The organism is Rhodoplanes roseus, from assembly GCF_003258865.1.
GTDB classification, from domain to species: Bacteria; Pseudomonadota; Alphaproteobacteria; order Rhizobiales; family Xanthobacteraceae; genus Rhodoplanes; species Rhodoplanes roseus.
On record NZ_NPEX01000172.1, the window covers coordinates 1 to 12,903 of the forward strand.

At 71.8% G+C, this 12,903-nt stretch carries 12 protein-coding genes; 7 read left to right on the forward strand and 5 right to left on the reverse strand.

The window, feature by feature from the left end; translation table 11 throughout:
* Positions 1 to 54: 54 nt before the first annotated feature.
* A complete protein-coding gene (locus CH341_RS20775; RefSeq protein WP_170149738.1) occupies positions 55 to 1,263 on the reverse strand; it encodes a glycosyltransferase family 4 protein in 1,209 nt (402 codons plus the stop codon).
* A gap of 267 nt (positions 1,264 to 1,530) precedes the next feature.
* Here CH341_RS20775 and CH341_RS20780 point away from each other — a divergent pair, with 267 nt between their 5' ends.
* The 3 genes from CH341_RS20780 to CH341_RS20790 all read left to right on the forward strand — a co-directional run bounded on the left by CH341_RS20780 (position 1,531) and on the right by CH341_RS20790 (position 3,859).
* Positions 1,531 to 2,355 (forward strand): alpha/beta hydrolase, encoded by an 825-nt coding sequence (locus CH341_RS20780; protein WP_111420892.1) that lies wholly within the window; start codon positions 1,531 to 1,533, stop codon positions 2,353 to 2,355.
* 29 nt (positions 2,356 to 2,384) lie between these two features.
* Positions 2,385 to 3,362: a hypothetical protein gene (locus CH341_RS20785; RefSeq protein WP_111420893.1), complete on the forward strand. Its 978-nt coding sequence runs from the start codon at positions 2,385 to 2,387 to the stop codon at positions 3,360 to 3,362.
* An 80-nt stretch (positions 3,363 to 3,442) separates the two neighbouring features.
* Positions 3,443 to 3,859 (forward strand): DUF6640 family protein, encoded by a 417-nt coding sequence (locus CH341_RS20790; RefSeq protein ID WP_111420894.1) that lies wholly within the window; start codon positions 3,443 to 3,445, stop codon positions 3,857 to 3,859.
* Positions 3,860 to 3,907: 48 nt separating this feature from the next.
* On the opposite strand, the gene purH is transcribed toward CH341_RS20790, so the two are convergent.
* The 4 genes from purH to htpX form a co-directional block, all read right to left on the reverse strand.
* Positions 3,908 to 5,500, reverse strand: coding sequence for a bifunctional phosphoribosylaminoimidazolecarboxamide formyltransferase/IMP cyclohydrolase (gene purH / locus CH341_RS20795; RefSeq protein WP_111420895.1), 1,593 nt, complete (start codon positions 5,498 to 5,500; stop codon positions 3,908 to 3,910).
* 124 nt (positions 5,501 to 5,624) lie between these two features.
* Entirely contained in the window at positions 5,625 to 7,391 is a 1,767-nt protein-coding gene (locus CH341_RS20800; protein ID WP_111420896.1) for a heparinase II/III family protein, read from the reverse strand.
* Between the two features lie 105 nt (positions 7,392 to 7,496).
* Positions 7,497 to 8,837, reverse strand: a complete 1,341-nt coding sequence (locus tag CH341_RS20805; RefSeq protein WP_111420897.1) for an RsmB/NOP family class I SAM-dependent RNA methyltransferase — start codon at positions 8,835 to 8,837, stop codon at positions 7,497 to 7,499.
* A gap of 194 nt (positions 8,838 to 9,031) precedes the next feature.
* Complete coding sequence (htpX, locus tag CH341_RS20810) at positions 9,032 to 10,009, reverse strand: zinc metalloprotease HtpX (protein WP_111420898.1); 978 nt, start codon at positions 10,007 to 10,009, stop codon at positions 9,032 to 9,034.
* Positions 10,010 to 10,201: 192 nt separating this feature from the next.
* Between htpX and CH341_RS20815 the strand changes: the two genes are divergently transcribed.
* The 4 genes from CH341_RS20815 to CH341_RS20830 all read left to right on the forward strand — a co-directional run bounded on the left by CH341_RS20815 (position 10,202) and on the right by CH341_RS20830 (position 12,832).
* Positions 10,202 to 10,453: a DUF1674 domain-containing protein gene (locus tag CH341_RS20815; protein WP_111420899.1), complete on the forward strand. Its 252-nt coding sequence runs from the start codon at positions 10,202 to 10,204 to the stop codon at positions 10,451 to 10,453.
* Positions 10,454 to 10,656: 203 nt separating this feature from the next.
* Positions 10,657 to 11,136 (forward strand): thermonuclease family protein, encoded by a 480-nt coding sequence (locus CH341_RS20820; protein ID WP_245431168.1) that lies wholly within the window; start codon positions 10,657 to 10,659, stop codon positions 11,134 to 11,136.
* Between the two features lie 261 nt (positions 11,137 to 11,397).
* Entirely contained in the window at positions 11,398 to 12,135 is a 738-nt protein-coding gene (locus tag CH341_RS20825; protein WP_111420901.1) for an OmpW/AlkL family protein, read from the forward strand.
* A 16-nt stretch (positions 12,136 to 12,151) separates the two neighbouring features.
* Positions 12,152 to 12,832, forward strand: a complete 681-nt coding sequence (locus CH341_RS20830) for an outer membrane protein (RefSeq protein WP_111420902.1) — start codon at positions 12,152 to 12,154, stop codon at positions 12,830 to 12,832.
* Positions 12,833 to 12,903: the final 71 nt, after the last annotated feature.

The following is a 12,903-nucleotide window of genomic DNA, read 5'->3' on the forward strand; positions in this document are numbered from 1 at the left end:
GCCGGACAGGCGCGTGCGAGAGGATCATTAGAATTGGGACATTCGAGTTTCAAGTCAACGTTGCTGCGGCTCGACGGCGCGGCCTTCCGTGTGCGGCGGTGCCGCGACGCCGGCCGGACCGGCACACACATCCGCGTAGATCGCCAGAATACGGGCCGCCGTGTCCTCCGGGTCGAACTCGGAGAGGACCCAGGCCCGGGCCCGCTGGCCCATCGCGTGGCGGGCCGCCTCCGGATAGGCGAACAGGCGGATCAGCGCGGCGGCGAGCGCCCCGGCGTCGCCGGCCGGGTAGCGCAGGCCGGTCATGCGGTCCTCGCCGACCGCGGGCGGCGCCAGCACGGCCTCGGGCCCGGCGGCGAGGTCGGAGGCGATCACGGGCCGTGCCATCGCCATGCCTTCGAGCAGGCCGCGCGGCAGCCCTTCGAGCTGGATCGCGGCGCTGACGATGGCGGTCGCCGCGGCGCAGGAGGCGGGCGCGTCCGGGCTCGGGCCGGTGAGGCGGACGACGTCCGCGGTCTTCGAGGCCAGCACCTGGTCCCACAGCTCGCCGGAAAAGCTGGACGTGCCGCCGTCCTCGCCGGCGAACACGAACAGGACGTCGCGCAGGCCGTTCTGCTTGAGCCGCGCCGCCGCCTCGACGGCGACGTGGTGGCCGCGGCGGCGGATGATCCGGCCCGGGAACAGGACGACGCGGGTCGCCGGCCCGACGCCCCAGGCCGAGCGAGCGGCGGCGATGCGGTCCGGCGTGATCCCGCCCGGATCGAATCCGCCGAGGTCGGCGCCCGGATGGACGACGGCGAGCCGGCTCGACGGCACGCGGTGCCGCTCGACCATCAGGTCGCCGATCTGCTCGCTCACCGCGATCACCCGGTCGGCCCGCGCCATCACGCCGTTGTACCAGTGCTTCAGCCGGTTCTGCTCGCGGAAGCCGGTGTAGCAGGTGGTGAGGAAGGGCTTTCCGGAGGCGCGCGCCGCCGCCCAGGCGCTCCACGCCGAGGCGCGCCCGTGCGCATGCACGGCATCGCAGCCGTGCTCGCGCACCAGCCGCCGCAGCCGCTGGGCATTGCGCGCGATGACGATCGGGTTGTGGCTGGTGGTGTCGAGCCGCACGAACACGCCGCCGAGGCGGGCGATCTCGTCCTCGAACCGGCCCCCCTGGGAGACGACGACGGGCCGATGCCCGGCCTTCGCCAGCACCCGGGCGAGATCGATGGCGCCTTCGTCGGCGGCGCCGACGTCGAGCGTCGGAACCGTCAGCAGCACGGTGAGGGCACGGGGCGACGAGGGCGCAGCGGACGTCCGGTCACCGGCATCGGCCGCACCCGTCCCGGGGATCGACGATCCCTCCTGGATCCCGGTTGCGCACGAGCCGTGCGTTGCGCCCAGAGCTGCCGGCAATCATCACCCTCCCGGCGCGCACCGAGTCGCGCGCGCAATGCCGGCCTGCGATCCGACATGTCGGTATAGACCGGGCGCCGGAGGGCGGCAATATTCGCAGGCATCGCCCTGCCCGGCGTTCCGGAGTGCATCATGGACAGCGAGCTCATCCACATCACGGTCGGCGAGGGCGCGCGGGCGCGCCGCATCGCGGTGCGGCGACGGGCCGGCGCGACGCCCGGCATCGTCTGGCTCGGCGGCTTCATGTCGGACATGAAGGGCACCAAGGCGCAGGCGCTCGACGACTGGGCCGCGACGCAGGGCCGCGCCCTCGTCCGTTTCGACTACTCCGGCCACGGCGAATCGGACGGCGCCTTCGCCGACGGCACCATCGGGTCGTGGCTGGAGGACGCCGTCGCGGTCGTCACCCAAGTGTGCCGCGGACCGCAGATTCTGGTCGGCTCGTCGATGGGCGGCTGGATCGCGCTGCTGCTGGTGCGCGCGCTGGCACGCCGCGCCACTCCCGGCGAGGCGAGCGTCGCCGGCATGGTGCTGATCGCGCCGGCCGTCGACTTCACCGAGGAGCTGATGTGGAAACGATTCCCGCCCGCGGTGAAGCGCGAGCTGGAGACCACCGGCCGCTTCGAGCGTCCGACCGACTACGACACCGGGCCTTACGTGATCACGAAGCGGCTGATCGAGGAGGGCCGCGATCATCTTCTGCTCGGCGGCCTGATCGAGACCGGCTGCCCGGTCCGCATCATCCAGGGCGTGCAGGATCCCGACGTGCCGTGGCAGCACGCCAATGCGCTGGTCACCCGCCTCGCCCGCGACGACGTGATTCTCACGCTGGTGAAGGACGGCGACCACCGGCTGTCGCGACCCGAGGACATCGACCGCATGCTGCGCGCCGTCGCCGAGATGGTCCACACCGCCACGGCGGCATCGCACGATCGCAACACTCCGGCGGCAGGATGAGCGGCAGTCCCGTGCCGAAAGGAGCCCGCATGCGTCGTGCCGATGTCGTCCTCGCCGCGCTCGTCCTCGCCGCTTTCGTCTCGCCGGCCGTCGCGGCCGAACCGGTCGGCGGCGAGCGGGCCTTCTCGTTCGTCGCGCTCGGCGACATGCCCTACTCCGTCCCGGCCGACTACGCCCGGTTCGACCGGCTGATCGCCGCCGTCAATCGCCTGAGGCCGGCCTTCTCGATCCATGTCGGCGACACCAAGAGCGGCTCGACCGCCTGCACGGACGCGGCGTTCCAGACGGTGCTGGACCAGTTCCGGACGTTCGAGCAGCCGCTCGTCTACGCGATCGGCGACAACGAGTGGACGGACTGCCACCGCACCGGGTCCGATCCGCGCGAGCGGCTCGCCCGCGTGCGCCAGATGTTCTTCCCGGATCCCGAGAAGAGCCTGGGCCGCGCCCCGATGGCGGTCGAGAGCCAAGCGCGCGCCATGCCGGAGTTCGCCCGCCACGTCGAGAACGCGCGCTTCGCGAAGAACGACGTGCTGTTCGTGACGCTGCACGTGGTCGGCTCGAACAACGGCTTCGAGACCTTCGACCCGGCCGCCGCGACCGAGTATTTCGAGCGCAACCGCGCCAACCTGGCCTGGCTCGCGGCGAGCTTCGCCAAGGCGCGCGAGAGCCATGCGCGGGCCGTCGTCGTCGCGTTCCAGGCCAATCTGTGGGACATCCGCGACTCGGTCGGCACCATCCCGCCGGCCTCCGGTTTCCGCGACACCATCGTGGCGATCGAGCGCGAGGCGCGCGCCTTCGCAAAGCCCGTGCTGGTGATCCAGGGCGACTATCACACGCTCGAGGTCACCGGCTTCCGCGACACCCGCATGCGGCTCGTGCCCGGCATCCAGCGCCTGCAGGTGATGGGCGAGACCGAGGTCCACGCCGTGCGGGTCGTCGTCGATCCCGACATGCCGGGCGTGTTCAGCTTCGTGCCGCTGATCGTGCCGGAGAACGAGACGCCCTAGCCGCAGCGATGGACCGCGTGGCGGCAATCCAAAGCATGGCTCGCGCGTTGAGGGACGGATCCTCGCAGCGGGAGGCCGCCATGCTCCTCGTGTCTCGCCTGCTGATCAGCGTCGTCGCCCTGACCACGCTGTCCGGCAACGTCGCCGACTGGAACACGACCCACATCTTCAGCGAGCTGTGGTCGCCGCACGCGCGCTTCCACGGCGCGTGGTTCGTGATCACGATGACGCTGCTGTCGGCCGTGTCGTTGTGGCTGACCTGGTCGGGCCGGCGGCGCACCGAGCGGGCCGGCATCGCGATCCTGATCCAGGGCGCGATCTGGCTCGCCTTCTTCCCGGCCATGCTGGTGCCCGACACGCTGCTGGCCGATCCGGGCAAGGAGGTCCGGCTCGCCGGACTCGATCTCAACCTGATCGGCGCGGTCGTGAACATCGGCCTGCTCGCGACCGCCGGATGGCTGCTCCGGCGCGCGCGAACGACGGCTCGTGCGCCCTGACCGGAGCCGGCCGCCGGCCCGGCCGGACGGCTCCGGCAGGCCGTCCGCTCAGTGCCGGAAGTGGCGCACGCCGGTGAGGACCATGGCGACGTCGTGGTCGTCGGCGGCCTTGATCACCTCCTCGTCGCGGATCGAGCCGCCCGGCTGCACCACCGCGGTGGCGCCGGCCCGGATCGACACCAAGAGCGCGTCGGGGAACGGATAGAAGGCGTCCGAGGCGACCACCGAGCCCTTGGTGAGCGGCTCCGGCAGATCGAGGAAGCGCGCCGCTGCTTCCGCCTTGCGGACCGCGATCGCGGCGGAATCGACGCGGCTCATCTGGCCGGCGCCGACGCCGACCGTAGCGCGGTCCCGGACATAGACGACGGCGTTCGACTTGACGTGCTTGGCGACCCGGAAGGCGAACTTCAGGTCGGCCAGCTCGGCCGCGGTCGGCGCCCGCTTGCTGACCACCTTGAACTCCAGGTCGTCGACGACGGCGTTGTCGCGCGACTGCATCAGGAAGCCGCCCGCGACGGTCCGCATGGTGACGCCGGGGGCGCGCGGATCCGGCAGGCCGCCGGCCAGCATCAGGCGCAGGTTCTTCTTGGCGCGGACGATCTCGATCGCCTCGTCGGTGGCGTCGGGCGCGATGATCACCTCGGTGAAGATGCCGGTGATCATGCGGGCCGCCTCGGCGTCGAGCGTGCGGTTCACCGCGACGATGCCGCCATAGGCGGAGTCCTGGTCGCAGATCAGCGCCTTGCGATAGGCCTCGACGAGCGTGTCGGCCTCGGCGACGCCGCACGGATTGGCGTGCTTGATGATGGCGCAGGCGGCGGTGCGCTTCGGGTCGAACTCGGCGACGCATTCGAAGGCCGCGTCGGTGTCGTTGATGTTGTTGTAGGAGAGCTGCTTGCCCTGCACCTGGCGGGCCGTGGCGACGCCGAAGCGCACCTCCGGGGAGCGGTAGAAGGCGGCGACCTGGTGCGGGTTCTCGCCGTACCGCATGGTCTGGATCAGCTTGCCGCCGAGCGCCCGATAGTCCGGGGTCGGCTCCTTCAGCGTCTCGGCGAACCAGCCCGAGATCGCCGCGTCGTAGGCGGCGGTGCGGCCGTAGGCCTTGGCCGCGAGCTTTTTGCGCAGCGCCAGCGTGGTGGCGCCGGCGTGAGCGTCCATCTCGGCCAGCACGGCGGCGTAGTCCTGCGCCTCGACCACGACGGTGACGTCGGCGTGGTTCTTGGCGGCGGCCCGCACCATCGCGGGGCCGCCGATGTCGATGTTCTCGATGCACTCGTCGAACGGTGCGCCCTTCGCGACCGTCGCCTCGAAGGGATAGAGGTTGACCACCAGCAGGTCGATCGGCGCGATGCCGTGCTGGGCCATCGCGCCGGCGTGCTCGGCATTGTCGCGGATCGCCAGCAGGCCGCCATGGACCTTCGGATGCAGCGTCTTGATGCGGCCGTCCATCATCTCGGGGAAGCCGGTGAGATCGGCGACGTCGCGCACCGCGAGGCCCGCGGCGGCGAGCGCCGCCTTGGTGCCGCCGGTGGAGACCAGCTCGACACCGTGCCGCGCCAGCTCGCGCGCGAACTCGACCAGGCCGGACTTGTCGGAAACGGACAGAAGAGCGCGAAGGATGCGACGCGGTTGTTCGGTCATCGAAGCATATCAATCTGGTTGATGTGGGTCGGCGGCATATTGGGCCGCAGTGTCGGCCTTGGCTAGCGCAAAGTCCCGGTCCGGAACAGCGGTTCACCGCCGAATCGGGCGCGCCGGGGCGGCCTCACATCGGCAGCCCGGGAGTCTGCTCGCGGCCGCGCCGCGCGCTCGCCGCGACCTCGTCCTGCTGGTCGGCGAGCGCGAAGGTCCACTCGACGCGCGGCGCCTTGCGGGCGTTGCCGCGGATGACGAGCTGCACGGTGCGGCGCGGCCCGGTGCGGCCGCCCAGGAACACGCTCTCCTCGACATCGACGCGGTCCTCGTGCGCCAGGAAACGCCAGACGTCCTTGTTGGCGAGCGTCAGCACGACCCCGTGGCCGTCCTCGGTGCGCGTCACCCGGATGGTCGGGTGGAGATGGAAGCGGACCGCGAACTCGTCCGGCGTCTTGGCCGGCAGCGCCTCGCCGCGCGCCGGCAGGAAGATGTCCTCGCCCTCCAGCCGGCTGCCGTCGGCGGCGAGCGTCAGGGTGCGCTGATGGATGATGCCGAAGCGGTCGGCATAGCCGTCGTGGCTGACGCGAACCTGCTCGGCATGGTCGTCGGCGTCGCGCGTCGCGACGATGCGGCGCGGCCCGCCCGAGATCAGCGTGCCGAACACGCGGCGCAGCAGCCGCGTGTCGTAGAAGTCGCAGGACGAGGTCTGGTTGAACGTGACGGTGGAATGGGCCGCGGTGGCACGCGCGAGGTGGCGCCAGTTGCCCTTGCCGATCGCCGGCAGGCCGCAGTTCACGACGATGCGCTGCTGGCGCGACGACAGCTCGAAGGAGAGGCAGCCGGCATGCGCGTCGGCCGACAGCGCCAGCGGCGGCGGCGTGCCGGTGTCCATCAGCACGACGCTGTGGCGCGCCTCGATGCGCTGGTAGCCCGAATGGGTCGCGTTGGCGACCGGCGCGCCGCGGGCGTCGTCATAGGCCAGGATGGTGGCGAGCAGATCCTGCGACGTCGGCCCCATGCCGTTGAACAGCGCGAAGGTCTTGTCGCTGTGCCGGAAGAACCGGAGCATCGGCATCATGCGGTCGATGGCGTGCAGCAGCGCCGGCGGCGGCGCGACGTTGCGGGCCGTGAAGGCCTGGGCGAGCGGCAGGAGGTCGGCCAGAAGCTCGATCAGCGCGCCCGGATTGCGGCTGACATGGCCGCCGTCGGGCAGGATCTGGCGCTCGAGCTCGGCCGAGAGGCGGCGCGTCGCGCTCTTGAGATGGCGGATCTGCCCGGTCATGCACAGCGCCGCGTAGGTGAGCGCCACATAGGCCTGCAGGCGCGGCACGCCGTCCTGCGCGTCGCCCGCCGTCCAGCGCAGGAAGCGGACCTGGCGCGACAGGCTGCGCAGGAAGCGGCGATAGAAGCGGACGTCGGCGTCGGCCAGGATCAGGCTCGCCTGGGTCAGCCAGGCGACGACGCGGCGGGAGAGAATCTCGGGCCGCCAGGCGATCGGATGCCAGCCGCCCTGGAGGCTGATCCACTCGTCGACCAGGGCGCGCGCATTGCCGCGCGTCGCAGTCGACTCGGCGCCGCGCAGATGGCGCAGCCAGCCGAAGCCGAGCAGCGAGGCCGCCCAGTCGGCGGTCGGCGGCTCCATCTCGAAGGGCGAGCGCCCGTCGCAGACGACGATCTTGCCGGCGAGGGCGAAGCGGCCCGCATAGATCTCGCTCGCCCGGGTCGGATCGGCGGTGCGCAGCGACTGCGGCGCGATCGCGATCCGCTCGTTGCGGCCGACCCAGCGAAAGATCCGCAACACGCGCAGCACGGCGAGCCGGCCCGCCACATGGGACAGGCCACGCCTCACCGCGTACCAGATCAATCTGCTGCGGTCCGCGATCGATACGCGGGACATCAACCCAGGCCCCTCAGATCACGCGTGCCGCCCGACGCGTGGCGGATCACCATAACGGACGGACCTGCGAGGGCAACACTTCCCGGCGGGCCGTCCCGGCCCGCTTCACCGGCGCTCCAGCCGGGCCGCGTAGAAGCCGTCGAGGCCGCCCATGCGGGGCTCCGGATCGGGCCACAGCGCCGGCAGCGTGCGCAGGTCGCCGGCCGCCGTGACGAGGCCGTCGAGCCCCGGAAACTCGTCCGCCGTCACCGGCTTGCGCACCACCCGCGGATCGCGGGCGAGCAGCGCCTCGATCTGCCCCTCGCCCTCCTCGGGCTCCAGCGAGCAGGTGCAGTAGACGAGCGTGCCGCCCTCGCGCAGCAGCCCGACGGCGCGGTCGAGCAGGCTCGCCTGCAGGCCGGCGAGCGAGACGAGGTCGGCCGCGGTCTTGCGCCAGGGAATGTCGGGATGGCGCCGCACCGTGCCGGTCGACGAGCAGGGCGCGTCGAGCAGCACGGCGTCGAACGGGCCGGCCTCGAGCTGGGTGACGTCGGCCGCGATCGTCTCGGCCGCGACGCCGACCCGGGCGAGATTGTCGCGCAGCCGGGCGAGGCGGGCCTCGGAGCGGTCGACCGCCGTCACCCGGGCGCCGGCCGCGGCGAGCTGCAGCGTCTTGCCGCCGGGCGCGGCGCAGAGGTCGGCGACGGCGAGGCCGGCGACCGGGCCGAGCAGCCGCGCCGGCAGCGCCGCGGCGGCGTCCTGCACCCACCAGTCGCCCTCGGTGTAGCCCGGCAGGCCGGACACCGGCCCGTGCGGCACCAGCCGGACCGTGCCGGTCGGCAGGACCTTGCCGCGCAGCCGGGTCGCCCAGGTCTCCGGGTCGGCCTTGACGGTGAGGTCGAGCGCCGGCTCGCCGGTGTGGGCGGCCGCGATCGCGCGGGCGACCTCCGGCCCGTAGCTCCGGCTCCAGCGCTCCAGCAGCCAGCCGGGCGTGTCGAGCGCGACCGGGTCGCGGTCGGCCATCAGCTCGGCGCCGCTGCGGGCGATCCGGCGCAGCACCGCGTTGACGAGGCCGGCGTAGCGGGCGGAGCGGCGGTCGGCCTGGACGAGCCGCACCGACAGGTCGACGGCGGCATGGTCCGGAATGTCGAGCACGTGGATCTGGGCGGCGCCGACCAAGAGGGCGCTTTCGAGCCGCGCCGCGTCCGCCGGCAGGCCGCGGTCGAGGCAGCTCGCGATCAGGTGGCGCAGCGTGCCGAGCCGGCGCAGCGTGGTGCCGACGATGCGGCGGACCAGCGCGCGGTCGCGGTCGGACAGCAGCCCGATGCCCTGATTGGCGGTGGCGCCGTCGAGCTGCTCGTCCAGGGAGCGGCCGCGGTGGAGCACGCCCTCGACGATCTCGGAGGCGACCCGGCGGGCCGCGAAGCCGGGCGCTTGCGACGGAGGCGAAAAGGCAGGGCGTGGCATGAGATCGGGGCTCCGACCGGACGACGAGCGCGGCTGCGGTCCGTCCTGGACCGCGCCGGGGTTCCCCGGAAACGCGGACATGAACTCGCCGGTTCGAGCCGGCGCGACAGCCTAATAACAGATTGCGGGCACCGGAAGGCAAGCCGCCGCCGCGCGGCAGCCCCGACCGGTACGATGATGCGGGACGGTCCGCATCATCCCCACGGGCCGCGCCGGGCCCCGCCGCCACTCCCGCCACTCCACGGGCCCGAGCTCGGCCGGCTGCCGGCCGGGCGGGCGGCGCCGCGCCCCGCGCCGAAGCCGCCGCCGAACCCGGCGCCCATCCGGGCGGCGAGCTGCTGGAGCGCCGCGATGCGGTTCTCGGTCGCCGGATGGGTGGTGAACAGGTTGTCCATCCGGGCCCCCGACAGCGGGTTGATGATGAACATGTGGGCGGTCGCCGGATTGCGCTCGGCCGCCTCGTTGGGGATTTGGTGGGCGGCGTTGTCGATCTTGGCGAGTGCCGAGGCGAGCCAGTCGGGCCGGCCGGAGATTTCGGCGCCCATGCGGTCGGCCGCGTATTCGCGGGTCCGGCTGATCGCCATCTGCACCAGCATGGCGGCGATGGGCGCGAGAATCACCATGGCCAGCGTGCCGATGATGCCCATCCCGCCGCCGTTGTTGCCGTCGCGGTGACCGCCGCCGAAGAACATGCCGAACTGCGCCAGCATCGAGATGGCGCCCGCGATCGTCGCCGTGACGGTCATGATCAGCGTGTCGTGGTTCTTCACATGGGCGAGCTCGTGCGCCATCACGCCCGCCACCTCCTCGCGCGACAGCATGTTCAGGAGGCCCGTGGTCGCCGCGACGGCGGCGTTCTGCGGGTTGCGGCCGGTCGCGAAGGCGTTGGGCTGCGGGTCGTCGACCAGGTAGACGCGCGGCATCGGCAGCCCGGCCCGCTGGGCGAGCTCGCGCACCATGGCGACCAGCTCGGGCGCGGTGCGCTCGTCGACCTCGTGGGCGCCCGTCATCGACAGGACCATCCGGTCGGCGTTCCAGTAGCTGAACAGGTTCATGCCGGCCGCCACCACGAGCGCGATGGTCGCGCCGGTCTGCCCGCCGATCAGCCAACCGACACCCATGAACAGGGCGGTGAGCCCGGCCAGCAGGATCGCGGTCTTCAGGTAGTTCATCTCGTCCTCGTCCGGGGCCGCCCGGAGCGGGCGGCGAAGGGGTTTTCGATCCCGATATGGGAGGTTCCACAACCGGGACAAGCATACCGCGGCAGCGGGTCGCGCCGCGGCGTTCCAGCGCCCTGCCCCGCGCCGGCCCGATCATGACCGCCGGGGGTTGACGACCGGCCCGGCCGGGCTTCTCTAAAGGGCATGAGCGAGACAGACCCGACCCCGGCCGCCCAGGCGGTTCCGCCCGATGCCGTTCCGCCCGATGCCGCGCCCGCGGCCCCCGCCAAGCTCCTCAGCCCCGCGGCCGAGCGGGCGCTCGCCGAGGCGGCCGCCCGCCGGGCCGAGATCGACCGCAAGACCGCCGAGCGCCCGACCGAGCTGCGCGGCCGCGGCGGCCTCGAACCGGCCCGCTACGGCGACTGGGAGGTCAAGGGCATCGCCAGCGACTTCTGACGAGGCTCGCCCGGGCGGCTCGCGACCGGGCTCCGCCGTCGCGCCTCCCCCGTCGCGCCTCGGCCGTCGCGCCTCGGCCGTCGCGCCTCGGCCGTCGCTCCGGCTCCGTTGCCGGGGCATGCCCGAATCGCCTATATAGGAATATGATCCGCAGTCCTCGGAGGTATTCCTGGCGGCCGCGCTCGCGCACCGACTCGGTGGTGGTGAGCCTGCTGATCGCGCTCGCCATGCTGGGCGTCGCCGCCCTGAAATCCTGGTGGGACGGCGAGCCGCTCGGCCGCCGGCCGGAGCCGCCGCCCCATGCCGATCTGCGCGGCGCGCCGGCCCGGATGGCCGTCGACGTGACCTATGTGGTCGACGGCGACACCTTCGATGCCCGCATCCATGTCCGCGACGACCGCGTCGTCACCGGCCGGGTGCGGCTGCGCGGCGTCGACGCCCCCGAGCTGCACGGCCAGTGCGACGCCGAGCGCGCCATGGCCGAGGAGGCCCGGACCCTCCTGCGCCGGCTGCTGGCCGAGGGCGGAGTGGCGATCTCGGCGCCCGGCGAGGAGAAATACGGCCGGGTGCTGGCCGACGTCGCGACCCGCAAGACCGCGAGCGTCGCGGCCGCCCTGATCGCCGCCGGCGTCGCCCGCCCCTACGACGGCGGCCACCGCTTCGGCTGGTGCGGGCGCGGGTGAGCCTGCCGGTCCCTGGCCGGTTGAATTCTTCAACGCCCGGAACACGGCGACCACCCCGGCAACTGTAAGTTCGTCATGACACCGGGTGTCAGGAAATCAGCGCTTTCGTGGCGGCGGCGCGACGCATCGGTGCGCCCGTGCACGCACTCCGTGCCGAAACGGTAGCGGAACGCCGCCGATCGGATTACGGCAGATTTACCCCCGGTTGAGGCGGATTTGGTCTCGACAAATTCCAGTTCGCGCATGCAAACGGGGGATTCCATGCGACTTCGGACAACCAGCCTTTTGTTCACCGCCGCCGTCGCGGCCTTGGCGATCACGCCTGTTTCCGCCGCCGATCTGCCGGCGGCCTACAAGGCCCCGGTGGCGGTCGACGCGCCGTGGGCCGGCGGCTGGCAGGTGCGCGCGCGCGCCCTCGCCGTGTTGCCGCGCGACAAGGTGGACCTCGACATCCCGGCGCTCGGGGCGGCCGGCGTCCTGCCCGACACCGGCAAGGTGTCCACCACGGTCATCCCCGAAATCGACATCAGCTACTACTTCACGCCGAACATCGCGCTGGAGCTGATCCTCGGCGTGACGCCGCACAAGATCAAAGGCAAGGGCCAGCTCGAGGGTCTCGACATCGGCGAGACCTGGCTGCTGCCGCCGACGCTGACGCTGCAATATCACTTCACCAATTTCGGCGCGTTCCAGCCCTATATCGGCGCCGGCGTGAACTACACGTTCTTCTTCAACACCTCGGCCGCCAACACGACGACCACGGTGCCGCTCGGCGCCACGGTCGCGGTGACCGATCTCGGCCTCAAGAACAACTGGGCGCCCGCCGTGCAGATCGGCTTCGACTACATGCTGAACCAGCATGTCGGCGTCAATTTCGACGTCAAGTATCTGTGGCTCAGCTCGGACGTGACCGCGACCCTGAACAACGCGATCGCGGTGACCGGCAAGACCAATCTCGATCCGCTGCTGATCGGCGGCGGCGTGACGTATCGTTTCTGACCAATAGGGGGATGTCATGAAGACACTTCTTCTCTCGACCTGCGCCGCCCTGTCGGTCGTCTGCGCCGGTGCCGCCACGGCGGCCGATATGGCGGTCAAGGCGCCCGCGCCCGTCGCCGTCGCCGCCGCCCCGTGGACCGGCTGCGGCCTCGGCTTCAATGTCGGCGGCGCCTGGGGCGACGCGTGGTGGTCCAACTCGGTCGGCGCGTACTCCGAGTCGCTGCCGATGTCGGGTGCGGTCGCCGGCGCACAGCTCTACTGCGACTACCAGACCGGTCCGCTGGTGATCGGCCTCGAAGGCAATTATTCCTGGACGAATCTGCAGGGCAACGGGGCCGCCACGGCGGGCGCGCTGTACCAGACCACGATCAACGCGATCGGCGGCGCCGGCGGCCGCGTCGGCCTGGTGGTCGACAAGGCGCTGGTCTTCGTCCGGGCGCAGGCCGTGTGGGCCGACATCGACCACACCCACAATCTCGGGGGACTGACCGGGACGACGTCCGACACGCGGGTCGGCTGGGGCATCGGAGCCGGCGTCGAGTACATGGTCGCGCCGGTGCTGACCGCCCGGCTCGAGTACAATTACGACGACTTCGGCAGCAAGAGCTACACCTACGCGACGATGCCGACGATGCCCTACACCGAGCAGACCCGCTTCCACATCATGAAGCTCGGCCTGAACTACAAGTTCTGGTGAGCCGCGCCGCGGCACTCCTCGTCATCGAAGCCCCGACTATCGAAGCCCCGGCTCGCCGGGGCTTCTTTTTT

What these genes read in the sequence shown, in the direction of transcription:
- CH341_RS20780 (WP_111420892.1), top strand. Translation starts at nt 1,531, where the DNA reads ATGGACAGCGAGCTCATCCACATCACGGTCGGCGAGGGCGCGCGGGCG.
- CH341_RS20785 (WP_111420893.1), top strand. Translation starts at nt 2,385, where the DNA reads ATGCGTCGTGCCGATGTCGTCCTCGCCGCGCTCGTCCTCGCCGCTTTC.
- CH341_RS20790 (WP_111420894.1), top strand. Translation starts at nt 3,443, where the DNA reads ATGCTCCTCGTGTCTCGCCTGCTGATCAGCGTCGTCGCCCTGACCACG.
- purH (WP_111420895.1), bottom strand. Translation starts at nt 5,500, where the DNA reads ATGACCGAACAACCGCGTCGCATCCTTCGCGCTCTTCTGTCCGTTTCC.
- CH341_RS20800 (WP_111420896.1), bottom strand. Translation starts at nt 7,391, where the DNA reads ATGTCCCGCGTATCGATCGCGGACCGCAGCAGATTGATCTGGTACGCG.
- CH341_RS20805 (WP_111420897.1), bottom strand. Translation starts at nt 8,837, where the DNA reads ATGCCACGCCCTGCCTTTTCGCCTCCGTCGCAAGCGCCCGGCTTCGCG.
- htpX (WP_111420898.1), bottom strand. Translation starts at nt 10,009, where the DNA reads ATGAACTACCTGAAGACCGCGATCCTGCTGGCCGGGCTCACCGCCCTG.
- CH341_RS20815 (WP_111420899.1), top strand. Translation starts at nt 10,202, where the DNA reads ATGAGCGAGACAGACCCGACCCCGGCCGCCCAGGCGGTTCCGCCCGAT.
- CH341_RS20825 (WP_111420901.1), top strand. Translation starts at nt 11,398, where the DNA reads ATGCGACTTCGGACAACCAGCCTTTTGTTCACCGCCGCCGTCGCGGCC.
- CH341_RS20830 (WP_111420902.1), top strand. Translation starts at nt 12,152, where the DNA reads ATGAAGACACTTCTTCTCTCGACCTGCGCCGCCCTGTCGGTCGTCTGC.